The sequence below is a fragment of the Vibrio pelagius genome, from assembly GCF_024347575.1.
In the GTDB taxonomy this organism is placed as follows: Bacteria; Pseudomonadota; Gammaproteobacteria; order Enterobacterales; family Vibrionaceae; genus Vibrio; species Vibrio pelagius.
The window spans coordinates 267,475-290,771 of the sequence record NZ_AP025503.1 but is presented as its reverse complement, the minus strand read 5'-3'; the positions used below and the strand labels follow the sequence as shown (position 1 = coordinate 290,771).

Annotated in this window: 18 protein-coding genes and 15 tRNA genes; 11 read left to right on the top strand and 22 right to left on the bottom strand. The window is 46.8% G+C overall.

What is annotated here, in order from left to right:
- Window positions 1-19 precede the first annotated feature (19 nt).
- From mutL to tsaE, 3 genes are read right to left on the bottom strand one after another with little or no spacing between them, the layout of a single operon-like run.
- Window positions 20-2,182: a DNA mismatch repair endonuclease MutL gene (mutL, locus tag vsple_RS01365; RefSeq protein WP_261882472.1), complete on the bottom strand. Its 2,163-nt coding sequence runs from the start codon at window positions 2,180-2,182 to the stop codon at window positions 20-22.
- A gap of 33 nt (window positions 2,183-2,215) precedes the next feature.
- On the bottom strand, window positions 2,216-3,928 hold the full coding sequence (locus tag vsple_RS01360; protein WP_261882471.1) for an N-acetylmuramoyl-L-alanine amidase: 1,713 nt from the start codon (window positions 3,926-3,928) through the stop codon (window positions 2,216-2,218).
- Entirely contained in the window at window positions 3,922-4,386 is a 465-nt protein-coding gene (gene tsaE / locus vsple_RS01355; protein ID WP_150872913.1) for a tRNA (adenosine(37)-N6)-threonylcarbamoyltransferase complex ATPase subunit type 1 TsaE, read from the bottom strand. The genes vsple_RS01360 and tsaE overlap by 7 nt, the downstream gene beginning before the upstream one ends.
- 233 nt (window positions 4,387-4,619) lie before the next feature.
- On the opposite strand from tsaE, the gene queG reads away from it, so the two are divergent.
- Complete coding sequence (queG, locus tag vsple_RS01350) at window positions 4,620-5,783, top strand: tRNA epoxyqueuosine(34) reductase QueG (RefSeq protein ID WP_261882470.1); 1,164 nt, start codon at window positions 4,620-4,622, stop codon at window positions 5,781-5,783.
- Between the two features lie 601 nt (window positions 5,784-6,384).
- Here queG and vsple_RS01345 read toward each other — a convergent pair.
- From vsple_RS01345 to orn, 16 genes are all read right to left on the bottom strand, one after another.
- Window positions 6,385-6,474 (bottom strand) — tRNA-Asp (locus tag vsple_RS01345).
- Between the two features lie 53 nt (window positions 6,475-6,527).
- A tRNA-Gly gene (locus vsple_RS01340) sits at window positions 6,528-6,603 on the bottom strand.
- Window positions 6,604-6,656: 53 nt separating this feature from the next.
- Window positions 6,657-6,732 (bottom strand) — tRNA-Gly (locus vsple_RS01335).
- Window positions 6,733-6,786: 54 nt separating this feature from the next.
- A tRNA-Gly gene (locus vsple_RS01330) sits at window positions 6,787-6,862 on the bottom strand.
- Window positions 6,863-6,916: 54 nt separating this feature from the next.
- Window positions 6,917-6,992 (bottom strand) — tRNA-Gly (locus vsple_RS01325).
- A gap of 33 nt (window positions 6,993-7,025) precedes the next feature.
- Window positions 7,026-7,102 (bottom strand) — tRNA-Met (locus vsple_RS01320).
- Window positions 7,103-7,244: 142 nt separating this feature from the next.
- Window positions 7,245-7,320, bottom strand: a tRNA-Gly gene (locus tag vsple_RS01315).
- A 32-nt stretch (window positions 7,321-7,352) separates the two neighbouring features.
- A tRNA-Met gene (locus vsple_RS01310) sits at window positions 7,353-7,429 on the bottom strand.
- Window positions 7,430-7,468: 39 nt separating this feature from the next.
- Window positions 7,469-7,544, bottom strand: a tRNA-Gly gene (locus tag vsple_RS01305).
- A gap of 32 nt (window positions 7,545-7,576) precedes the next feature.
- A tRNA-Met gene (locus vsple_RS01300) sits at window positions 7,577-7,653 on the bottom strand.
- A gap of 39 nt (window positions 7,654-7,692) precedes the next feature.
- Window positions 7,693-7,768: transfer RNA gene (locus tag vsple_RS01295), tRNA-Gly, on the bottom strand.
- Between the two features lie 32 nt (window positions 7,769-7,800).
- Window positions 7,801-7,877, bottom strand: a tRNA-Met gene (locus vsple_RS01290).
- Between the two features lie 39 nt (window positions 7,878-7,916).
- Window positions 7,917-7,992, bottom strand: a tRNA-Gly gene (locus vsple_RS01285).
- Between the two features lie 32 nt (window positions 7,993-8,024).
- Window positions 8,025-8,101 (bottom strand) — tRNA-Met (locus vsple_RS01280).
- Window positions 8,102-8,140: 39 nt separating this feature from the next.
- Window positions 8,141-8,216, bottom strand: a tRNA-Gly gene (locus vsple_RS01275).
- Window positions 8,217-8,396: 180 nt separating this feature from the next.
- Window positions 8,397-8,942 carry an oligoribonuclease gene (gene orn, locus vsple_RS01270; protein ID WP_261882469.1) on the bottom strand — a complete coding sequence of 182 codons (546 nt, stop codon included), beginning with the start codon at window positions 8,940-8,942 and terminating at the stop codon, window positions 8,397-8,399.
- A 151-nt stretch (window positions 8,943-9,093) separates the two neighbouring features.
- Between orn and rsgA the strand changes: the two genes are divergently transcribed.
- From rsgA to vsple_RS01250, 4 genes are all read left to right on the top strand, one after another.
- On the top strand, window positions 9,094-10,149 hold the full coding sequence (gene rsgA, locus vsple_RS01265; protein ID WP_032551244.1) for a small ribosomal subunit biogenesis GTPase RsgA: 1,056 nt from the start codon (window positions 9,094-9,096) through the stop codon (window positions 10,147-10,149).
- A gap of 148 nt (window positions 10,150-10,297) precedes the next feature.
- Window positions 10,298-11,227, top strand: coding sequence for an archaetidylserine decarboxylase (gene asd / locus vsple_RS01260; RefSeq protein WP_261882468.1), 930 nt, complete (start codon window positions 10,298-10,300; stop codon window positions 11,225-11,227).
- A gap of 220 nt (window positions 11,228-11,447) precedes the next feature.
- Window positions 11,448-12,863: an SLC13 family permease gene (locus vsple_RS01255; RefSeq protein WP_255231604.1), complete on the top strand. Its 1,416-nt coding sequence runs from the start codon at window positions 11,448-11,450 to the stop codon at window positions 12,861-12,863.
- 184 nt (window positions 12,864-13,047) lie between these two features.
- Window positions 13,048-13,935 carry a DMT family transporter gene (locus tag vsple_RS01250; RefSeq protein ID WP_261882467.1) on the top strand — a complete coding sequence of 296 codons (888 nt, stop codon included), beginning with the start codon at window positions 13,048-13,050 and terminating at the stop codon, window positions 13,933-13,935.
- 59 nt (window positions 13,936-13,994) lie between these two features.
- On the opposite strand, the gene epmA is transcribed toward vsple_RS01250, so the two are convergent.
- The gene (gene epmA, locus vsple_RS01245) at window positions 13,995-14,969 is read right to left on the bottom strand and encodes an elongation factor P--(R)-beta-lysine ligase (RefSeq protein ID WP_261883102.1); all 975 of its coding nucleotides are present in this window, start codon (window positions 14,967-14,969) and stop codon (window positions 13,995-13,997) included.
- 429 nt (window positions 14,970-15,398) lie between these two features.
- Between epmA and frdA the strand changes: the two genes are divergently transcribed.
- The 4 genes from frdA to frdD are packed head-to-tail and all read left to right on the top strand — an operon-like array spanning window position 15,399 to window position 18,769.
- Complete coding sequence (frdA, locus tag vsple_RS01240) at window positions 15,399-17,216, top strand: fumarate reductase (quinol) flavoprotein subunit (protein ID WP_255231606.1); 1,818 nt, start codon at window positions 15,399-15,401, stop codon at window positions 17,214-17,216.
- Window positions 17,216-17,995 (top strand): succinate dehydrogenase/fumarate reductase iron-sulfur subunit, encoded by a 780-nt coding sequence (locus tag vsple_RS01235; RefSeq protein WP_261882466.1) that lies wholly within the window; start codon window positions 17,216-17,218, stop codon window positions 17,993-17,995. The genes frdA and vsple_RS01235 overlap by 1 nt, the downstream gene beginning before the upstream one ends.
- Before the next feature lies 1 nt (window position 17,996).
- Window positions 17,997-18,380, top strand: coding sequence for a fumarate reductase subunit FrdC (gene frdC, locus vsple_RS01230; RefSeq protein ID WP_261882465.1), 384 nt, complete (start codon window positions 17,997-17,999; stop codon window positions 18,378-18,380).
- Between the two features lie 11 nt (window positions 18,381-18,391).
- Complete coding sequence (frdD, locus tag vsple_RS01225) at window positions 18,392-18,769, top strand: fumarate reductase subunit FrdD (protein ID WP_150872923.1); 378 nt, start codon at window positions 18,392-18,394, stop codon at window positions 18,767-18,769.
- Window positions 18,770-19,130: 361 nt separating this feature from the next.
- On the opposite strand, the gene vsple_RS01220 is transcribed toward frdD, so the two are convergent.
- Window positions 19,131-20,534, bottom strand: coding sequence for an SPFH domain-containing protein (locus vsple_RS01220; protein ID WP_261882464.1), 1,404 nt, complete (start codon window positions 20,532-20,534; stop codon window positions 19,131-19,133).
- A 268-nt stretch (window positions 20,535-20,802) separates the two neighbouring features.
- Window positions 20,803-21,369, bottom strand: a complete 567-nt coding sequence (gene efp / locus vsple_RS01215; RefSeq protein WP_032551233.1) for an elongation factor P — start codon at window positions 21,367-21,369, stop codon at window positions 20,803-20,805.
- A gap of 33 nt (window positions 21,370-21,402) precedes the next feature.
- On the opposite strand from efp, the gene epmB reads away from it, so the two are divergent.
- Window positions 21,403-22,425: an EF-P beta-lysylation protein EpmB gene (gene epmB / locus vsple_RS01210; protein ID WP_261882463.1), complete on the top strand. Its 1,023-nt coding sequence runs from the start codon at window positions 21,403-21,405 to the stop codon at window positions 22,423-22,425.
- Between the two features lie 371 nt (window positions 22,426-22,796).
- Complete coding sequence (locus vsple_RS01205; RefSeq protein ID WP_261882462.1) at window positions 22,797-23,288, top strand: MgtC/SapB family protein; 492 nt, start codon at window positions 22,797-22,799, stop codon at window positions 23,286-23,288.
- Window positions 23,289-23,297: the final 9 nt, after the last annotated feature.

Genomic DNA, 23,297 nt, shown 5'->3' with positions numbered 1-23,297 from the left:
GACCGCGCAGCTCAATAAATTAAACCGTAAACGCTGCAATGGTCGCTGAAAAATCAACTGGGTTTACAAACTCAGGGTCGTCTAATGGAAGTAGACCATGCCAGAGCTGTTCAAGTTCCCCAACTAATTGAACCGCTTCAGATAAAGTGTAGTCGCTTTTTACCTGCGCGGTTTGAACACCAATCCAATTGACCAACTGTTGCATACAACTTTGAGTATCATTGGGTTGGATATCGAGCGAAGCCGCGTACGATAACAGATCTGGGATTAAAGTTTGTAAGTTTTGCTGCCTTAGAGGTGATGGCACTCCCATCACCATGATCGCTTCGCTGTTTCTGGCTTTAAGCTCTATGCCTAGTAAGTTCAGTTGAGGGCTGACTGTTTTCATCACCTCAACCAATTCACTGCCGACTTTCATCGATAGCGGTACCAATAACGGCTGACTTTTCAATGGTCCATGCTGAGTATTGAGCTGCCCCAACACACGCAAGTACTCTGCTTTGGCGAGAGACAGCAATAAGCACCCGTTTTTACTTCCCATTGCCAAATACCGCTGATTAACCACAGTGATCGCTTTACCAAGCTCAGCAATGATCGGTCTTTCAGCCGGTGAGTGTTCAACTACAGGAGCTGCCCTCGACGATGGATCTTTTGAAAGCGCACTGTCGCCTGCTGTCGAACTTGGAAACTCGGGAGTTTGCAGCAGTTCTTTGTAGGCTTTGACTTCACGCTTAGACGGTGCCGGCTCTGCATGATGCTGATTCGAAGGCTTATCAGGTTTTGGAGCAGGACGAGATTCAATCCACTCCTGACGCGGAGAGCCTGTAAAGTTGGTCGCTTGTCCACTTCGAGAGTCATAACCTATGCTTGGTTCGCCCTCTCGTTTAGAACCGGCTTTTGCACGACTCTGATTGTAACTCGGCGCGCGATCTTGAACCGACTCTTGAGCATGCTCTGATTCCGCTTTTCTTGGATAAGCCGGCGTTTTGTCGATCGCCTCTCTTGCTCGCTCAGACGCTTGTTCTGCACCTGTTGGCGAAGACCGTTTAGAGGCTTGTGACGAAACAAAGGTATCAACACCCTCTGAGTGGTTAACAGCTTCAGTGTGACCGGTGGCTTCATCACTCGATTCAGACTCAGCTTGGTGAAAAGCGGATTGATTGAGTGGCGCCGCTTCAATCTGTTTGGTTTGCGCTAACCCATCGCTTAACGCTTGATAGATAAAATCATGCACCAGGCGCGCTTGATGAAAACGCACTTCGTGCTTAGCTGGGTGAACGTTAACATCCACTTGATGTGGATCGAGCTCAATAAACAGCACGTAGGTAGCAAATTGATCAGGACGTAGACTGGTCTCGTAGCTTTGACGAATCGCGTGATTGATCAGTTTGTCGCGCATCATACGACCATTCACATAACAGTATTGCAGATCGCTCTGCTGTCTCGCACCTTCTGGCGTCGTAATCCAACCGTGGAGTTTAAGCCCTTGGTGCTCCAACTCAATTTTGAGCATATGACGGACAAACGCATTACCACACACAGCCGCAATACGTTTTTCGGCTTGAACTTCAGTTTTAGCTGCGCGGTATTGGCGCACCATCTTACCGTTGTGACGCAAATTAATCGTCACATCGAAACGACTCAAGGCAATGCGCTTTAAGAGCTCATCAATATGGGTGAACTCGGTTTTTTCGGTACGCAGGAACTTGCGTCTTGCCGGCGTATTAAAGAATAGGTCTAAGACTTCGACTGAAGTACCGATTGGATGTGCCGCTGGCTGTAATTTTACCGCCATGTCACGCCCTTCACTATACGCTGCCCACGCTTGATCTTGCGTCGCAGGACGTGAAGTCATGGTTAAGCGCGCGACCGAACTGATACTCGCAAGAGCTTCACCACGAAAGCCAAGGCTCACGATAGCTTCAAGGTCATCAAGGGTATGAATCTTTGATGTCGCATGTCGGCTTAGCGCCAGCCCTAGTTCATCTTTGACGATGCCTTTACCATTATCACGAACGCGAATCAGCTTAGCGCCGCCCTTCTCGATATCAATGTCGATTCGGGTCGCACCAGAGTCCAGACTGTTCTCAACCAACTCTTTAACCACCGAAGCCGGCCTTTCAACCACTTCTCCGGCTGCGATTTGGTTGGCAAGGCGCGCTGGTAATATCTTAATCGTCATAATGGTTCTCTACTCGCTCTGGCTTTCTACTCACTACTTGTGAGGGATAACCAACACTTGTCCAACAGCCAAGCCGTCAGAGCGCAATTTGTTTGCTTTACGAATGCTGTCTACGGTCACTCCATATTTAGAAGCGATCTTACCAAGGTAGTCGCCACGCACCACAGTGTGCTTACGCAACGGCAACGCCTTGATACTAATGGTAATCTTGAGTTTTTGGCCAACTTTGACGATATCTGAACGCAGATTGTTCTCACGCTTAATCGCTGAGACACTCACACCATACTTATTAGCAATGCTACCTAAGAATTCCCCACGCTTCACCACGTGAGTGATGGTGCGTCTTTCAACATCGTTACCGACACTTTGCGCCGCGCCAGGTACTTTTAGCTTCTGACCGATAACCAAACCTGTCGATTTCAGGTTGTTCATCGTCATCAAGTTTTTGGTGGTTGTACCGTACTTCTTCGCAATCACTGACAGCGACTCGCCACGCGAGACCTTATGAATAATGGTAGAGGCGACTGGAGCTGGTGTAGGTCTTGCTGTGTTCGATAGCACCATTCCTTCCGGTGGGTTCGCTTTCAAGTATTTCACCACCGCGGTGGTAATCGCTGTTGCCAACTTATCTTGATGTGAGCGTTGGAACAGAAGCTTCTCTTCCGTTGGGTTAGAGATAAAACCCGTCTCGACCAATACTGACGGAATCTGTGGTGAGCGTAATACCGCTAGACTGGTATTGATTGGTTTACGGTTGTGCAGCCTCGCCACTTTCCCCATCTCAGATAGGATTTCCGTCGCCAATTTATAGCCCTCTTTCTGAGAGTGGCTAAATTGCAGGTCTAATAAGGTTTGGTTAACGTTTCTATCGTTAATATTATTAGTGAAAGCCGCGCCGCCGCCACCCAAGAGCTCCGACTGTTTCTCTTTGTTCTCAATCCAGCGGGAAATTTCCGTATTAGCACGACGAGTATTGAGTACGAATACAGAACCGCCACGAGGTTGAGGCGTAGTAAATGCATCCGCATGAATTGATATCAACAGATGTGCTTCATTTTCACGAGCGATCGCAACACGACGGTTCAAGTTAACGAAGTAGTCACCATTTCGTGTCATACGAGTCTTCACGCCCGGTACGGCATTCAACTTAGCAGCAACTTGGCGAGAAATACTTAACACTGTATTTTTCTCATACTTTCCAGACGGTCCAATAGAGCCTGGGTCTTCTCCACCATGCCCAGGATCAATCACGATCAGGATATCTTTGCTTCGCTGAACTTGATCAATGCTCTTACTTACCGTTGAACTGGCCGATGACTTTTTCGTTTCACCATGCGGAAGGTCGATCACCAAGCGATGACCATATTGACCACCCGGTGTCGGGCTCAATTTGAAGATCTCTGCTTTTGTCGATTTCTTCAACTCAAACACTAAACGATAGGTTGTTTTCTCGGGAGGAGAGCTCTTACGGATTTTTTTTAATACCGGACTATCTGTCACGGTAACCGGTAACTTGGTCGCGAGATTGGTACGTTTAAGATCTACGACCAAACGACTAGGGCTAGTCAACGTGAAATAGCTAAAATCCGCTTCGGACTTCAGATCAATAACAACTCGGGTCTCTTCAGGGGAAGGCCACACACGTAAACCTTTTAAAGAGTTCGCAGCAGCAAAGGAAGAAAACAACAATGAGAAAACAGCGGCCATCGTGGCCACTGCGGAAAGAAGGCGTTTAGAAATCAACATAACTCCAACTGACTAAGTAAGCGTTGTCCATATTCACTGTTGGCGGTTAAAGAGACGACTCGGTGATCATCTTGGTAACGGATATCAATATCAAGATCGGCTTCTGGTAGTAAACCTTCTCCCTTCTCTGGCCACTCAACCAGACAAATAGCATCAGGAGTGAAGTAGTCACGAATCCCCATGAACTCTAGCTCTTCAGGGTCAGCAAGACGATATAGGTCAAAGTGATATACTTGCCAATCTGCCAATTGATATGGTTCAACCAGAGTATAGGTTGGGCTTTTTACATTTCCTTGATGACCAAGCGCTTTTACAAAGCCACGACTGAACGTCGTTTTACCTGCGCCAAGATCGCCATGCAAATAGATAGTGGTTTGCTGTGAGCATAGATTTGAAAGCTCCGTCCCCAGTTGAATCGTTGCTTGCTCATCTTTCAAAGTAAACTGTTTTGTGCTCATGAATACGTTCTCTAAAAATCGATCGTTGACTATATAAAAATCAAAAGAACAAGAATAGTAAACCGTGAAGGTTTTGAGAGACAAGCATTCAAGTGTAAGTAATATGAAAAATAACCATGAATTCGCCTCTGTTCTGGTCAACACTATTAAGATCCGTTAAGATCCGCCCCCATTTTCGCTCATGTCACGATATAAACTTATTACAAAGTTATGAATAAAGTTGCCGCTAAGCTATGAATCTAGACCACCTTGCTGAACAAATTAAAACTTGGGGACAAGAGCTCGGTTTCCAAAAAGTGGGCATTTGCGACGTCGACTTAAGTGAACATGAAGCGGCTTTGCAAGCTTGGTTAGATGCTGGCTACCACGGTGAAATGGATTGGATGGCTCGTCACGGCATGATGCGCGCGAGGCCTGATGAGTTACACCCAGGTACCGTTCGAGTGATCAGTGCTCGCATGAACTATCTGCCACCTGAAGCACAATTCGCAACCAACCTTGCAGACAATACTCAAGGTTATATCAGCCGTTACGCGCTGGGTCGTGACTATCACAAACTGTTTCGCAATCAGTTAAAGAAGCTCGGTCAAAAAATCGAAAAAGAGATTGAAGGGCTGGACTATCGTCCATTCGTAGACTCCGCACCGATCTTAGAACGACCTTTAGCTCAAAAGGCTGGTTTAGGTTGGACAGGTAAACACTCACTCATTCTCGATAAAGAAGCAGGCTCATGGTTTTTCCTAGGAGAGCTACTGGTCAACATCCCACTACCGGTGGATGAACCGAACACCGAAGAGTGTGGTAAATGTACCGCTTGCATAACGTCTTGCCCAACAGGTGCCATCGTAGAAGACGGCGTTGTGGATGCTCGTCGTTGTATCTCTTACCTGACTATCGAATTCGATGGTGTTATTCCGCTTGAGTTCCGTGAAGCCATTGGCAACCGAATCTACGGTTGTGATGACTGCCAATTGGTTTGCCCTTGGAATCGACATGCTGATGTGAGTAAGCAAACGGATTTTCACCGCCGTGAAGCATTCAAAGATATCGATTTAGTCACATTAGCAAGTTGGGATGAGGCAACCTTTCTGAAAAAGATGGAAGGCTCTGCGATTCGACGCATTGGCCATACGCAATGGCTACGTAATTTATTCGTTGCGATGGGTAATGCGCCTTACCAACAGCGCATCATTGATATTTTAGAGTCTCATTTAGGTAACAATGAGATGCTCGATGAACATATCCAATGGGCGTTAGAAAAACAAAACCAACAATTGCCAAACTCAGTACAAGCTACCCTTTCAACAACCTCTCCTAGAGAGTCTGTGAATAAGATTAAGAGCAAAAAGGAGCGACTTATTCGAATTGTTGAAAAAGGACTACCGAGAGACGCTTAGTGCATTGACTATGAATATCAGTCGAGAAGCTTGATATATAGCGAGGTTAGCGGAAAAATAACAGTAAGCTGTTTCATAGAATTTGAGCACAATGTTTGACCTTGTTCTCAAATTTTACAATGTGGAAAAAAAATTAATTTCTCTCAAACTTTCCACATGGCAGCAAAGTTAAACACAGTTCGGATAAATGATTAAGATCAATAAACAACGAGTTAATGATCCTACCTAAAACCCACAAAAACAAACAAAACCAATAAAAACAGCAACTTAAAATAATAAATCACAATGTAAAGTAATTTTATTAGAAAGGATCTTTTCAGTAGCACTTGAGAATTAAGGCTGAAATAACTTTATCAACCAAGTTATCCACATCAAACAATATGTGGATAAGTCTGTTTATAGATATGAAAAACCTCAAGTATCTTCTTTAGAAACCTGATAGTTATTAGCATTCCATTAGCTAAGACAAATTTGAGACAAAAAAATATCCACCAAGAGTATTGGAGGATTGTTTTCTTTTTTAAGGGATGATGCTTCGCAGCATTAAAGAAAGAGCTTAGGCTTACAGCCTATATCCAAGCTAGATAGCTTAGAAAGAAATTGGAGCGACACACGAGGTTCCCGATCTTCAAGGCTTAGGCGTGACCTCAACCTTGACAAGGATTCGCTAAACTAGCTGAGCTAGTGTCGCATCAGGAAAGGTCTTTCACCTTTCGATTACCGTTTTCACGCTAATCTTCAAAATGGAGCGACACACGAGGTTCGAACTCGTGACCTCAACCTTGGCAAGGTTGCGCTCTACCAGCTGAGCTAGTGTCGCATCAGGAAAGGTCTTTCACCTTTCGATTATCGCTTTCACGTTAATCTACAAATTGGAGCGACACACGAGGTTCGAACTCGTGACCTCAACCTTGGCAAGGTTGCGCTCTACCAGCTGAGCTAGTGTCGCATCACGGAAAGGTCTTTCACCTTTCGATTACCGCTTTCGCGTTAATCTACAAATTGGAGCGACACACGAGGTTCGAACTCGTGACCTCAACCTTGGCAAGGTTGCGCTCTACCAGCTGAGCTAGTGTCGCATCACGGAAAGGTCTTTCACCTTTCGATTATCGCTTTCGCGTTAATCTACAAATTGGAGCGACACACGAGGTTCGAACTCGTGACCTCAACCTTGGCAAGGTTGCGCTCTACCAGCTGAGCTAGTGTCGCATAAGTTAACCGCTAACGCGTTTAACTATAATGTGGTTGCGGGAGCCGGATTTGAACCGACGACCTTCGGGTTATGAGCCCGACGAGCTACCAAGCTGCTCCATCCCGCGTCCGGATGTCATTGTTAAGCACAATGAAAGCTATCAAATTGGAGTGACACACGAGGTTCCCGATCTTCAAGGCTTAGGCGTGACCTCAACCTTGGCAAGGATTGCACTCTACCAGAATGCTCTTCATGTTTCACTTTCAAAATGGAGCGACACACGAGGTTCGAACTCGTGACCTCAACCTTGGCAAGGTTGCGCTCTACCAGCTGAGCTAGTGTCGCATAGTTAACCGCTAACGCGTTTAACTGTAATGTGGTTGCGGGAGCCGGATTTGAACCGACGACCTTCGGGTTATGAGCCCGACGAGCTACCAAGCTGCTCCATCCCGCGTCCGGATGTCATTGTTAAGCACAATGAAAGCTATCAATTTGGAGCGACACACGAGGTTCGAACTCGTGACCTCAACCTTGGCAAGGTTGCGCTCTACCAGCTGAGCTAGTGTCGCATAGTTAACCGCTAACGCGTTTAACTGTAATGTGGTTGCGGGAGCCGGATTTGAACCGACGACCTTCGGGTTATGAGCCCGACGAGCTACCAAGCTGCTCCATCCCGCGTCCGGATGTCATTGTTAAGCACAATGAAAGCTATCAATTTGGAGCGACACACGAGGTTCGAACTCGTGACCTCAACCTTGGCAAGGTTGCGCTCTACCAGCTGAGCTAGTGTCGCATAGTTAACCGCTAACGCGTTTAACTGTAATGTGGTTGCGGGAGCCGGATTTGAACCGACGACCTTCGGGTTATGAGCCCGACGAGCTACCAAGCTGCTCCATCCCGCGTCCGGATGTCATTGTTAAGCACAATGAAAGCTATCAATTTGGAGCGACACACGAGGTTCGAACTCGTGACCTCAACCTTGGCAAGGTTGCGCTCTACCAGCTGAGCTAGTGTCGCATAGTTAACCGCTAACGCGTTTAACTGTAATGTGGTTGCGGGAGCCGGATTTGAACCGACGACCTTCGGGTTATGAGCCCGACGAGCTACCAAGCTGCTCCATCCCGCGTCCGGATGTCATTGTTAAGCACAATGAAAGCTATCAATTTGGAGCGACACACGAGGTTCGAACTCGTGACCTCAACCTTGGCAAGGTTGCGCTCTACCAGCTGAGCTAGTGTCGCATTCTGAAAACGTCTTTCGCCGTTCAGGGCTGCGAATTATAAGAGCATTTTTTTGTGATGCAAGTCCTTAATGCAAAATTCTGCAACTTTTTCGTCAAGTGCTGAAAAAGCACACAGAATTTCAAAAAAATGTTGATTTCGCAGCCAGATAATCAATTCAAAACAACCATTTTGAATTGATTAGATATTAATAATCGTCTTGCGGTAATACTGAAGTTCAGCAATCGACTCGCGAATGTCATCTAAGGCTAAGTGGCTACCAGACTTAGTAAAGCCATCTAATACTTCCGGTTTCCAACGGCGCGTCAGCTCTTTCAAGGTGCTTACGTCGATGTAGCGATAGTGGAAGTATTCTTCCAGTTCAGGCATATGCTTGTACAAGAAACGACGATCTTGGCCAATACTGTTGCCACAAATCGGCGATTTGCCTTTCGGTACCCACTTTTCAAGAAACTCGATCGTTTTAGCAATCGCATCTTGTTCCGTCACAGTGCTCTCTTTCACACGTTTCACTAAGCCGCTACCGGTATGCGTATTCGTACACCACTCATCCATTTTGTCCAGCTCGCTGTCTGGTTGGTGGATAGCTAATACTGGGCCTTCAGCAAGAATGTTCAGCTCACTATCGGTGACGATAGTAGCAATTTCAATGATTTTATGAGTTTCAGGATCAAGTCCCGTCATCTCTAGATCAACCCATATTAGGTTCTGATCGCTAAAGGACATAATGGCGCTGCCTATTTGTTTGCGTGTAAAAGAGGTACTATACCCAAATAAGTATACTCAAACTAGGTTTTGTGCCGCGTAAATATCACGGTAACAAACTCAGTTACGTCGAGTTCCCTATCATCAAGTTAGATGTGTTAAGTAGAAAATTGTGGCAAAAAAGAAAAAGTTAACCAAAGGTCAAGTGCGACGCGTACGCAGTAACCAAAAGAAACGACTCAAGCAGGAAGACTCTGTCCAGTGGGATGAGAGCATGCTCGGCGGCACCAAGAGTGGCCTAGTAATTACTCGATTTGGTCAACATGCAGATATTGAAGACGTTGAAACCAGCGAGATCCACCGTTGTAACCTACGTCGTGGTATCGAAAGCTTGGTCTCTGGCGACCGAGTGATCTGGCGTGCTGGTCTTGAATCGATGGCTGGCATTTCTGGTGTAGTTGAGGCCGTTGAGCCACGTACTTCTATTCTAACTCGCCCGGATTACTACGACGGCCTGAAGCCTGTCGCAGCTAACGTTGATCAAATGGTGATTGTGTCTGCGGTACTGCCTGAGCTGTCTCTGAACATCATCGACCGTTACCTTATCGCCTCAGATACATTAAGCATTGCGCCGCTGATTGTATTGAACAAAGTCGACCTACTCAGCGAAGAACAGCTCGCAGAATACAAACAGACCCTAACCATCTACGAGGAGATTGGCTACAAGGTTCTCTTTGTAAGTAAAGAGACAGGCTACGGCATCGCTGAGCTTGAAGCTGAGCTGGCAAACCGCATCAACATCTTTGTTGGTCAATCGGGCGTAGGTAAATCCAGCCTAGTTAACGCGCTGATGCCAACACTTGATATCGAAGAAGGCGCAGTGTCAGAAAACTCAGGTCTTGGCCAACACACCACAACAGCAGCGCGCCTGTACCACTTCCCATCAGGCGGTGACTTGATTGACTCTCCGGGGGTTCGTGAGTTTGGTTTATGGCACTTAGAGCCTGAAGCCATCACCGAAGCCTTTGTTGAATTCAAGCCGTATCTTGGTGGTTGTAAGTTCCGCGACTGTAAGCACAATGATGACCCAGGTTGTATCCTGCGCGAAGCAGTCGAAGATGGAAAGATCAGCCGCATCCGCTTTGAAAACTATCATCGCATCATTGAGAGCATGGTTGAAAACAAAGCCAACCGACAGTACTCAAGAAACAAGAAGGCTGATCTTTAAGGCAAATTTTGTGAATAACTCTCAGCAGTTGCAACCAAAGTTTGCGCACTTGCTGACAATGGACGCGATATTGAGTAACATCTCGCGCCCTAAAGTGTCATTAACTGATTTTCATTGAAGAAATACACAACATTGGAATATTAATACAATGGATAAGATCAAAGTTGGATTGCAGTACTGGATTCCACAACATGGACTGACTCGCTTAGTCGGTAAACTAGCGTCGGCTAAAGCGGGCGGCTTAACGACAGCGATCATCAACTGGTTCATCAAGCAGTACAAAGTGAACATGGATGAAGCCCTTCACAGCGATCCAAAACACTTCAAGACCTTCAACGAGTTCTTCGTACGTGAACTTAAAGAAGGTATGCGTCCAATCGCGGAAGGCGAATCTGTGATTGTGCACCCTGCCGATGCACGCGTAAGCCAATTTGGCCCAATTACGGACGGCAAACTGATCCAAGCAAAAGGTCATGATTTCTCTGCACGTGAGCTATTAGGTGGCGATGCAAACCTTGCTGAAGAGTTTAAAGACGGTGATTTCGCGACTCTGTACCTATCACCAAGTGATTACCACCGCGTTCACATGCCATGCGACGGTACACTGCGCCAAATGATCTACGTACCAGGTGATCTGTTCTCAGTGAACCCACTAACAGCAGAAAACGTTCCTAACCTGTTTGCTCGTAACGAGCGTGTAGTGTGTATTTTCGATACGGAATTTGGCCCAATGGCTCAAGTTCTAGTTGGTGCAACGATTGTTGGCAGCATCGAGCAAATTTGGGCTGGCACAATTACTCCACCTCGCGGTAACACGGTTTACAAGTGGGATTATCCAGCTGAGGGTGACAAAGCGGTTATCTTGAAGAAAGGCGAAGAGATGGGCCGCTTCAAGCTAGGTTCAACCGTTATCAACCTATTTGCTAAAGACGCAATCAAGTTCGACGAGAGCATGGCAAACGGTGAGAAAACGGTTCTAGGTACTCCATACGCACATATCGCGTCAGCAGAAGCAGAAGCAGAAGCAGAAGCAGAAGCAGAAGCAGAAAAAGTACAACCGGACGCTGAGCAAGAATAAGCGCTAGCGGTTAATTGATATTTGAAAGGTGAGCTCATGGCTCGCCTTTTTTGTATCCATAATCTGCTCGATATCAAAGCGGATTTACAAATATTGACCAAAAGCAAAACAGTTGCCGAAAAGTTAAACGACTTTGCAATTTTACAACCGTCGCCTAAGTATCCTAAACTCAGATAACTTACTCTATTTGTAGATATTTTCTTCATAGGGTTTCCATCACATGCCTAAGCTCAATGTTGGCGTACTCGTTAAACTGCTGATCTGCTTTGCCATTCCGTTAGGTGTGCTCTTTATGCCTATCGACTCTATCCCCATCGACGATCTGACCCTTATTCAGCATCGTCTACTAGCCATTTTCTTACTGGCTGCGTTGTTGTGGGTATTAGAGCCCGTTCCGGTTTTTGCCACCTCGATCCTGATCATCACTCTTGAGGTGATCATGATATCGGACAAAGGCTTACACCTATTCAGACAACCACCAGCAGGTCATGATTTAGGAGAGTTGATAAAATACACCGATATCTTCAGCGCCTTCTCGTCACCCATTATTATTCTGTTTATGGGTGGCTTTGCGTTGGCGATCGCAGCTTCAAAATACGAACTGGATAACAACTTAGCGCGCGTTCTGCTAAAACCTTTTGGAACAGAACCTCGCTTTATCATGCTCGGCCTGATGCTGATTACTGCTGTGTTTTCCATGTTCATGTCGAATACCGCAACCACGGTGATGATGCTCGCCCTACTCGGTCCAATTGTCGCTTCTGCGCCCAAAGGTGACTTAGGCATTAAAGCCTTAGTGTTGTGTATTCCAATCGCGGCCAATACCGGTGGTATTGCAACGCCAATCGGTACACCACCAAACGCTATCGCACTGCAGTACCTGACCGGAGAAAACGCCATCGACTTCCTCAGCTGGATGATGATGGGTCTACCCTTTGTGATTATTCAGCTGACGATTGCCTGGGTTCTGCTACAGAAGTTCTTTCCCTCTCAGCAGAAGAACATGGTGTTAAGACTCGATGGTCAATTTAAAAAGAGTTGGCGTGCGATTGTGGTTTACGTCACCTTTGCTGCAACGATTCTATTGTGGATGACGACTAAGCTGCACGGGATGAACACCTATGTGGTGTCGATCATTCCATTAGCCGTATTTACCTTGACGGGCATCATGGGCAAAGAAGAACTCAAACTGATTAACTGGGACGTATTGTGGTTAGTCGCCGGTGGTATTGCGATTGGTATTGGTTTAGATAAAACCGGACTTGCCGCGGCACTAGCACACGCGATTGACTATGAATCACTCTCCCCGGCTGCTGTGGTATTAACGCTGTCTATCGTCTGCTGGTTAATGGCCAACTTCATGTCCAACACCGCGACCGCTAACTTGCTGATGCCGATCGCTGCAGCCATTGGCGCATCGATGGAGAGTTTAGCTGCGATTGGTGGATTACAAGGATTGCTAGTTGTGGTTGCCTTCTCTGCATCACTCGGCATGATTCTACCGGTATCCACACCACCAAACTCACTCGCCTATTCAACTGGTCTTATCGAAAGCAAAGACATGGCGAAAATGGGCGTGATCTTGGGTGTCGTTGGTCTAGCAATTGTCTATCTGGCGATGTTCTTATTCGTTTAACTCCCTCTTACCCAAACTCGTCACAGCTCAAAACCCAATTGCGCTGTGACGCCTTTCTCTGCCTATTCAGGGCTTCCTCCACTTCAAACCCGTATTATTTTGAGTCTCCATCAATCAAACCCTTTGCGAACTCAACGCTTTCGGGCATATTAACTCTCTTCGCTTTTTTACATGGATGTGAGTAATGGGATTTGAATGGTTGGCCTTAGCGGCGGCTTTTTTGTGGGCGATTGCCAGCTTGATGTCGGTAAAGCCGGCTCAGCATCTAGGCTCGTTTGCCTATAGTCGTTGGCGTATGGGCTGCACCGCGATCATGCTCTCAACCATGGCTTGGCTAACCGGAGGCTGGGCAACCGTAGAATCCGATTTAATCACTCCTATGATGCTGTCAGGATTAATTGGTATCTTCATTGGTGATACCGCCCTATTTGCTTGTTTGAACCGAATGGGGCCACGCCAAGCTGGTTTATTGTTCTCTTGTCACGCCGTTTTCTCTGCCATTCTTGGCTACTTCCTGTTTAGTGAAAGTATGACCAGCTTAGAGCTTATCGGCTCTGCACTGGTATTTAGTGGCGTACTCACGGCGATTTTCTTTGGTCGTCGTGGACAAGCCAACAACCAACTTGAGGCCATCAAAGGCACCGTTTGGATTGGCGTCGCTTTAGGGTTAACAGCAGCAATTTGCCAAGCTCTGGGAGGCATCATTGCCAAACCAGTCATGCAGACCAACATCGATCCTGTCGCCGCCTCCGCGATTCGTATGATTACCGCTTTTGTTGCTCACTCACTATTCAGGCTAACGGGTGCTAAATTGTCGCGCGCGATCCATCCGATTAACGGCAAGATCCTGTTCATTACCGCGATCAACGGCTTCCTCGCGATGGCTGTTGGGATGACATTAATTCTCTATGCACTACAGGAAGGGAATGTCGGTATGGTGGCACTGTTATCATCGACCACACCGATTATGCTGCTGCCTATTCTATGGATTTACACCAAGCAGAGGCCCAACGCCTACGCTTGGATTGGTGCTATTGTCGCGGTCGTGGGAACGGGGATATTGGTCAGCTAACCTTGAAGTTCTCGATTAGAGAATTAGAGCTGAAGATTAGCTAACTCAAGAAACAAGCGTTAAGCGCGCGGGAAAGGAAAAGCCGTCACTTCATCGATATGATCGTGTCCCATTGCGAGCATGATTAATCGGTCGATACCTAATGCCACACCTGCGCAGCTTGGCAAGCCAGCTTTGAGTGCTTCAATGAGATGATGGTCGATAGGTTGTGGCTCTAGGCCCATCTCGATGCGTTTTTGGTTATCTTCTTCAAAGCGCTGCAATTGCTCTTGCGGGTTATCCAATTCGTGGAACCCGTTAGCCAGTTCAATGCCTTTAAAGTAAACCTCGAAGCGATCCGCTACGCGATTGTCTTGCGGGTTAATCTTAGCGAGCGCCGCTTGCGAAGCTGGGAAGTCATAGACAAATGCAGGTACCGTTTGACCAATTTTCGGCTCCACACCGATGCTGAATAGAAGTTGCAACAAGGTGTCTCTGTCCTCTTCAGGATCGGCAATATCGCTCAATCCTAAAGTGCCAGCGCACACTTTTAGCGCTTCCATCGAACCTTCTAAAGGACAAACTCCGAGCACGTTGAGAAACGCGTTTTGGTAAGTCATACGCTCAGCCTTGTCCGATTTCAGAACTAACTGAAGCAGGTCATCCATCTCATCCATCAACTTGTGATGGTCAAAACCAACGCGATACCACTCCAACATCATAAACTCAGGGTTGTGGTAACGGCCGTTCTCTTCATTACGAAAGGCTTTGGCAATCTGATAAATACAGCCACTGCCAGCCGCTAGTAGGCGTTTCATATGAAATTCAGGGCTAGTCATGAAAAACAGCTTTTGACCACCGGCATACCCAGGCCCAACAAACTCGGTTTTGAAAGTATGCAAGTGCACATCGGTGACCGTGGCGTGGCTCATGGCTGGGGTATCAACCTCCATCACATCACGCTCAAAGAAGAAGTCACGGATCTGACGAATCAATAAAGCACGTTGTTTCAACTGCTTAATCGGCGCAGCTGGCTGCCAGTTAGCTTGGTTCATGATTTTAGAATTACTCACTGAAATAACTGGAGCGAAAGATACCGTTTGTTTAGCAAAAGATCACCTTTTCTTAAGCCTTAGTTATCAGAAAGTTTCTAACACTGGCGTTGATGATTAACGCGAACAATAATCAACAAAATCAATAACAAACTTCTCAATTTCGCTACATTTATCGACACCTTATCTTAACTGTAGCACGCAACAAATTCTTGCCGTGACTACAGTCACAGATTCCATAAAGTTTATGCTCTCGCTTGCACTACCGAAGCAAAACACTAAATACATCAATTTTTGAAATCACATCCTCTCATACACTGAACCTACCACTTAAGGCTTAGGGGTGCTGAATGGTTACGACTATTTAGAACTTCCTAAATCGGCTTTTAATAATAACAAGCGGAAAACTCCGCATCACACTGGAGGATAACTGTGAAGACAATTACCACAGATATCGCAGTCATCGGCGCAGGCGGCGCTGGTCTTCGTACTGCTATTGCAGCGGCTGAAGCTAATCCTGAATTAGAAGTCGCACTGATTTCTAAAGTTTACCCGATGCGTTCGCACACGGTGGCAGCAGAAGGCGGGTCAGCGGCTGTAATCAAGGACGAAGATAGCCTAGATAACCACTTCAACGATACGGTTGGCGGTGGCGACTGGCTATGTGAACAGGATGTTGTTGAATACTTTGTTGAGAACGCGACTCGCGAAATGATCCAAATGGAGCAATGGGGCTGCCCATGGAGTCGTAAAGAAAATGGTGAAGTAAACGTACGTCGCTTTGGCGGTATGAAAGTAGAGAGAACGTGGTTCGCAGCGGACAAAACCGGCTTCCACATGCTTCATACTCTGTTCCAGACTTCGATGAAGTACGACCAAATCAAACGATTTGACGAGTACTTTGTGGTGGATTTGATCGTTGAAGAAGGTGAAGTACAAGGCCTTATCGCGATTCACATGTCTGAAGGTGAGCTTGTTACCATCAAAGCAAAATCGGTTGTACTAGCAACGGGTGGCGCAGGTCGTGTTTACCACTGCAATACAAACGGCGGCATCGTAACCGGCGACGGTATGGCAATGGCTTATCGCCACGGTGTACCACTGCGTGATATGGAGTTCGTTCAATACCACCCAACAGGTCTTCCTGGTACAGGAATCTTAATGACCGAAGGTTGTCGTGGTGAAGGCGGTATCATCGTCAACAAGAACGGCTACCGATACCTGCAAGATTACGGCATGGGCCCTGAAACACCAGTGGGCGAGCCGAAAAACAAATACATGGAACTGGGTCCACGTGACAAAGTTTCTCAAGCATTCTGGCATGAGCAGCAGAAAGGCAACACCATCAAGCACCCGCTTGGTGATGTAGTCCACCTTGACCTTCGCCACCTTGGTGAAGAGTACCTGCAAGAGCGTCTGCCGTTCATCTGTGAGCTTGCGAAAGCGTACGTGAACGTCGACCCTGCAAAAGAGCCAATCCCAATTCGTCCAACTGTTCATTACACCATGGGTGGTATCGAAACCAACGGTGAATGTGAGACTCGCATTAAGGGGCTATTCGCGGTGGGTGAATGTGCGTCGGTTGGCCTACACGGTGCAAACCGCCTAGGTTCTAACTCTCTGGCTGAGTTCGTGGTATTTGGCCGCGTGGCTGGTGAACACGCTGTGAAACGTGCCGCAGAGTTCAAAGGCTGGAATGAAGAGTCTATCGCGAAGCAAGTGAAAGCGGTCGAAGATCGCATCGCAGCACTGATGAACCAAGAAGGCGACGAGAACTGGGCAGATATTCGTACTGAAATGGGTCACACCATGGAAGCAGGCTGTGGTATCTACCGTCAAGAAGACCTAATGCAAGCAACCATCGATAAGATCACTGAGCTTAAGCAGCGCTACAAGAAGATCAGCATTAAAGACAAAGGCAAGGTGTTCAACACTGACCTACTTTACGCTATCGAAGTGGGCTACGGCCTAGAGGTTGCGGAAGCGATGGTTCACTCAGCAATCCTACGTAAAGAGTCTCGCGGTGCACACCAACGTCTAGACGACAACTGCACTGAGCGTGATGACGTGAACTTCCTAAAACACTCTCTATCTTTCTTCAACGAAGATGCAGCACCAACCATCGACTACAGCGACGTTAAGATCACCAAGTCTCAACCGAAAGCGCGTCTGTATGGTGAAGCAGCAGAGAAAGCGGCAGCGGCTGAAAAAGCAGCTCAAGATGAGAACCGTGAAGAGGAGAAAGCGTAATGTCAGCGAATCGTATCCAAAAAGTAGATATCCTGCGCTACGACCCAGAGAAAGATGCAGAACCGTACATGCAGGCTTTCAAGGTGCCTTTTGATGAAACCATGTCGGTTCTTGATGCGATTGGCTACATCAAAGATAACCTAGACAAAGACCTCTCTTATCGTTGGTCTTGTCGTATGGCGATCTGTGGTTCTTGTGGCCTGATGGTCGATGGCGTGCCAAAGCTAGCGTGTAAGAGCTTCTTACGTGACTACCCGAATGGCCTGACTATCGAACCATTGGCTAACTTCCCAATCGAGAAAGATTTGATTGTCGACATGACGCCGTTCATCGAGCGCCTAGAAGCGATCAAGCCTTACATCATTGGTAATGACCGCAAGCCAGAAGACGGCACTAACCTGCAAACACCAGAGCAAATGGCGAGATACAAACAGTTCGCTGGTTGTATCAACTGTGGTCTTTGCTACGCAGCGTGTCCTCAGTTCGGTTTGAACCCTGAGTTCATCGGCCCAGCGGCACTGACTCTTGCTCACCGTTACAACCTAGATAGCCGTGATAACGGTAAAGATGAGCGTATGAAGCTTATCAATGGTGAAAACGGCGCTTGGGGTTGTACCTTTGTGGGTTACTGCTCTGAAGTTTGTCCGAAGAAAGTCGACCCAGCAGCGGCAGTAAACCAAGGCAAAGTTGAGTCTTCTATGGACTTCGTTATCTCGATGTTCAAACCTGACGGTACTTCAGTTAGCAAGAACCAAGCAAAAACATCAGAGGAGGCATAAGATGAGCAACCGTAAACCTTATGTTCGTGAAATGAATCGAACGTGGTGGAGCAAGCATCCATTCTATCGCTTCTACATGCTACGCGAAGCAACGGTGCTGCCACTGGTGCTGTTCACTGTGTTCTTAACCTTTGGTTTGGGTGCACTTGTGAAAGGGCCTGAATCTTGGCAAACCTGGCTAGACTTCATGGCAAACCCTTTCATCGTTGGCATTAACATTGTCGCACTAGTGGGTAGCCTGCTTCATGCTCAAACCTTCTTTAGCATGATGCCTCAAGTAATGCCGATTCGTATCAAAGGTAAACTGCTCGATAAGAAGCTTATCGTACTTGGTCAATGGGCCGCAGTCGCCTTTATTTCACTCATCGTTCTTGTTGTGGTTTAAGGAGCTAAATTATGAACCCAAGTTACAAAGTAAATCGTGCTCCTAAACGTTCTGACGAGCCAATCTGGTGGGGCCTATTTGGTGCTGGCGGTACTTGGTTTGCGATGATCACGCCAATCACGATCCTAGTACTCGGTATCCTAGTACCAATGGGCATTATCGATGCAGAAGCGATGAGCTACGAGCGCGTTTCAGGCTTCGCTACCAGCATCATTGGTGGCCTGTTTGTGATTGGTACACTAGCTCTACCTATGTGGCACGCCATGCACCGTGTTCACCACGGCATGCACGATCTTAAGTTTCACACAGGTGTTGTTGGTAAAGTTGCGTGCTACGCATTTGCAGGCTTAATCAGCGCATTGGCTGTGATCTTTGTGTTTATGATCTAGTTAAGAGCGGATACGAGATTCGAGTAGACGAGATGCGAAGAGCTTAAAAGCAGATTCGAGTTTCGAATAGGCGAGTTTCGAATAGACGAACTTCGAAGGAAAACGAAAAGCAGAACTGGGTGAGCCGGTTCTGCTTTTTTTTGCCTGCTCTTCACGTTTTTCAACATCTCTTACACCGCCTTACATAAAGTGAAACTATTATTGATAGAATTATCACCACAAAAATAACAATGTCATATGGCTGGCAAGAGTCGCATATTTTTATAGTATCCGATTCAAGAAAAAGAGGCTGATACCTGAGTATCAGCCTCTTTGCTTTTCTAAATCATGGTGCAATCAGAGCTTTTGACCACCTATGATCTTATTGCTGTGTGACCTTCTTGGTTTGCTCCATTAAGCCCAGAGCTCCGAAGCCTGTAATCACATCGAGGTTGGTTTTCAAACCAGTCTCTTCACCGCCACCGATGTAGTTTTGTGGCATCTGTACTTGGAAGTTCTGCAGGTTGTTGTACAGTGAGTTCGCCACCTCACGGTTTAGCTCAGCGAGATACACCTCACGGTTAGCACCAAGTGCGGCATACTTCGCCTTCAGTACTGCAGCTTCCGCTCGACCTTTTTCAAGAATCGCTTTCGCTTCAAATTCAGCAGACAACGCATTGGCTTTCTGAATCGCTAGGTTCGCTTCTGCTATCGCAAGCTCTTTCTCTTTTTCAACCTCAGCCAATCGCTTGGTCTTCTCGACTTCTACGATTTCACGCTCCGCTATTTGACGGGCAACTTCGACCTCTTTTTGTTGAGAGATGATAGCCAACTCTTTACTGCGCTGCGCATCTTGAACCTCACGAGTACGCTGAATCTCTTTACGTAGCTGCTCTGTCTCCGCTTGCGCTTTTGAGGTCTCTTGCTCCTGAATAGCTCGGATGCGGTCTGCAACGAGACGCTTCTTGTCCGCCAAGAGCTGATCCAGCTGCTTCTCTGGTTGAGGGTCGCCAATCGTCACCTGCGTCACTTGAATACCATATTGCTGCAGCGGGTTGTCCTGACGAATTGGCTGCCCAGTATTGTCTACTACCGGAACTGTCTTCCACACCAATTGATTGGTTCGCTGGAGCTGGTTTGAGTTTGACTGGTTTGCCCCAACTGGAGCTAGCTCTAACTCTTCCACTTCAACTTGGCGACGCTCGGTCAGGTAGATCCCTTCACGCAACTGGTCACCCAGTTTGGATTTAAACTGGTTCAAGCCACCTTGGAAGAACTCTTCACCCGTGTACTGGGTTGCGGTAATCACCGTTACGTTACGCGCATTCTTCACTAACAAAGCATCAATCAAGTTGCTGTTGTTACGAAACTCTTTATGCATCTTTTCGACAGCTTGTGGATCGTTACTCAGCTTAAAGCGGAACGTCACTGGGATCTGCCCGATATAGGTATCAGCAAAACGCACCTGTACCGGATCTAACCTCTGATAGAAATCTTCCCCTTTGCTGTTGCCAAATGACACGGTAATGACTTGGTCATACTTGGTGATCTTAGACAGAAACGGCATTCGAAAGTGAATGCCCGGCTCTGTGAATACATCGAGTTCACCCGTAATGTTGTTTTGGTGCACGTAGCTGTAACCGGCATCGGTCATCAGCACTGAGCTATTAATTGTTAAGCCTAATGCGAGCAGCGGAATACCAAATACTGCCGCTTTGAGTCCTTTGTGTAGTAGCTGACGTCTCTCTTCTACTTTCAAACCCTGTCCTAAGCCTCTGCTTTCCATTTTATTCTCCTTATTGGATTGTCATTGAGTTAAATCGATAAAAATCAAATTGATATGCAACTCGCTGACAACAGAGGCTAATGTATCAAATTGTTACATTAAGGAATAATCGAAAGATTCATCAAATTTATAAGATTTTTACGAACAATACACATTTGTGCTAATTTTGCGGGGCAGGTCTCTATTGGGGATAAATCAGAAGACGAGAAAAAAAGCAGATAATAAAAAAGGCCGCCTAAGCGACCTTTCATCAAACAGTTGAAGTCAATTACTTCACACGACCAACGTATTCGCCAGTACGAGTGTCGACTTTAACCACTTCACCGATAGCGATGAATAGAGGTACACGAACTACCGCACCTGTTGCTAGAGTTGCTGGTTTACCACCCGTACCTTGAGTATCACCCTTCAGGCCAGGATCGGTATCCGTTACTTCGATTTCAACAAAGTTTGGCGGAGTTACTGTGATAGGGTTATCATTCCACAACGTTAGAGTACATACGTCGTTTTCAACTAGCCATTTAGCTGTTTCGCCAACGGCTTTCGCGTCTGCAGCGATTTGCTCGAATGTCTCGTTGTTCATGAAGTGGAAAAACTCGCCATCTGAGTACAGGTAGCCTAGATCAACGTCGACAACGTCTGCTAGTTCTACTGTATCGCCTGACTTGAATGTTTTCTCTAACACTTTGCCTGACAGCAGTTTACGAAGTTTAACACGGTTAAACGCTTGGCCTTTACCTGGCTTAACGTATTCATTTTCGATAATTGAGCAAGGCTCGTTATCCATCATGAATTTTAAACCGCCTTTGAATTCATTGGTGCTTACTGACGCCATGATTTCCTCTTACACATCTTTGAGTTGATTTCAATGCCGCATATCATAACCCGAAAAGTCGAATCTGTTGAGCAAAACTGGCTCAAACAGCTATCGAATGCGATCTCAGACCCGACAAAACTCCTTGAAGCATTGGAAATAGACCCAACACCGTGGCAAGCAGGCTTTGCCGCACGCAACCTATTTGCACTGCGCGTCCCGTTAAGCTTTGTCGAGCGAATGGAAAAAGGCAACCCACACGATCCGCTATTGCGTCAGGTTTTGCCACTGAGCGAAGAATTTGAAGTGCATGAAGGTTACTCTGCCGATCCATTAGAGGAGCAAGACAACGCGATTCCGGGACTGCTGCACAAATACAAAAACCGCGCTTTGATGATAGTGAAAGGTGGCTGCGCGGTGAACTGTCGTTATTGCTTTCGTCGTCACTTCCCCTATCAAGACAACAAAGGTTCGAAGTCGGTTTGGCAAACGAGTCTTGAGTATGTGGCTCAGCATCCAGAGATCAATGAAGTGCTGCTCTCTGGGGGCGACCCGTTGATGGCTAAAGACAGTGAATTGAAATGGCTAGTTAACGCAATTGAAGCTATCCCCCACGTTAAGACGGTTCGCATTCACAGTCGCCTGCCGGTGGTGATCCCTGCGCGTATTACTGATGAGCTGTGCCACATTCTAAGCACCACTCGCCTGAACGTGGTGTTGGTAAACCATATTAATCACGCCAATGAGATCAACGATGAGCTAAAACAAGCATTATCGAAACTCAGACAAAGTGGCGTGATTCTGCTTAACCAAGGTGTCATGCTAAAGGGCGTCAACAATAGTGTGAACGCTTTGAAGAGCCTGAGCGAGAGCCTATTTGATGCTGGGGTTTTACCCTACTATATGCATGTACTTGATAAGGTACAGGGCGCCGCCCATTTTTATATCTCGGATGAAGAAGCAAAGCAGCACATGCAAGGTTTAATAGCGGAAGTGTCTGGGTATCTTGTACCAAAGCTCACCCGAGAGATTGGTGGCCGCAGCAGCAAAACACCACTCGACCTCCACCTAGAATAAAACGTTACCGAAAAAATAGTTCGAACCAAACCACATGCATTATACCAATCACAGTAAATAAGTGATCAAAAATAGCGCAGTAAAAAGGCTTGAGAACAAGGCAGAATTTTTCGATAAGTAGTTATTCTACAATCAAAAATTCTAACGCAGTTATCGAGCATTTTAACAAGCTAGGGTGAGCAATTATTTACTACGATTGGTATTAAAGGTTTATCTCATTGAAATGACCACCAGCGGTTGTGAGTGCTCAGCAGTCGTTGCCCGTGACCAAACGGTAAAGATTAATCGTCTAGACAAAAACTTTTTGTTCGATCGTGCGACCTATTATCCGCATACTCGGCCCTATTCTTTCATGTTTAAGAGGGGGTGATATGCCACAAACCATCGAACAATTCCTCAATCTTGCCCCTTTTAGCTGGGCAGCACTCGCCGTGTGCATGTTGTGCGGCGCCTTAATCGGTATTGAACGTCAAACACGCGGTAAACCAGTGGGGATTCGCACCTCGGTTTTGATCATCAGTGGTACCTATTTATTCCTGACGATGGCAATAAGCCTATCACCAAATACGCTCGACCAAGCGCGTGTGTTAGGCCAAATCATTACTGGCGTCGGCTTTTTGGGGGCTGGGGTGATGATGGCGTTAGATGGGAAGATTCATGGCGTGACTTCTGCCGCTATTATCTGGGTCTTGGCCGCATTGGGGATGATGATTGCACTGGGACACCTTAGCCAATCGGTGATCATCACTGTTTTAGCGATCATGGTTTTGCTGGGTGTCGATAAGCTTGAAAACAGCTTCCAGAGTCTCCGCCGAGGCGTACACCAAAGATGGATGCGCAGAGGTCGATTCAATAAGCCTTAAATACACTTC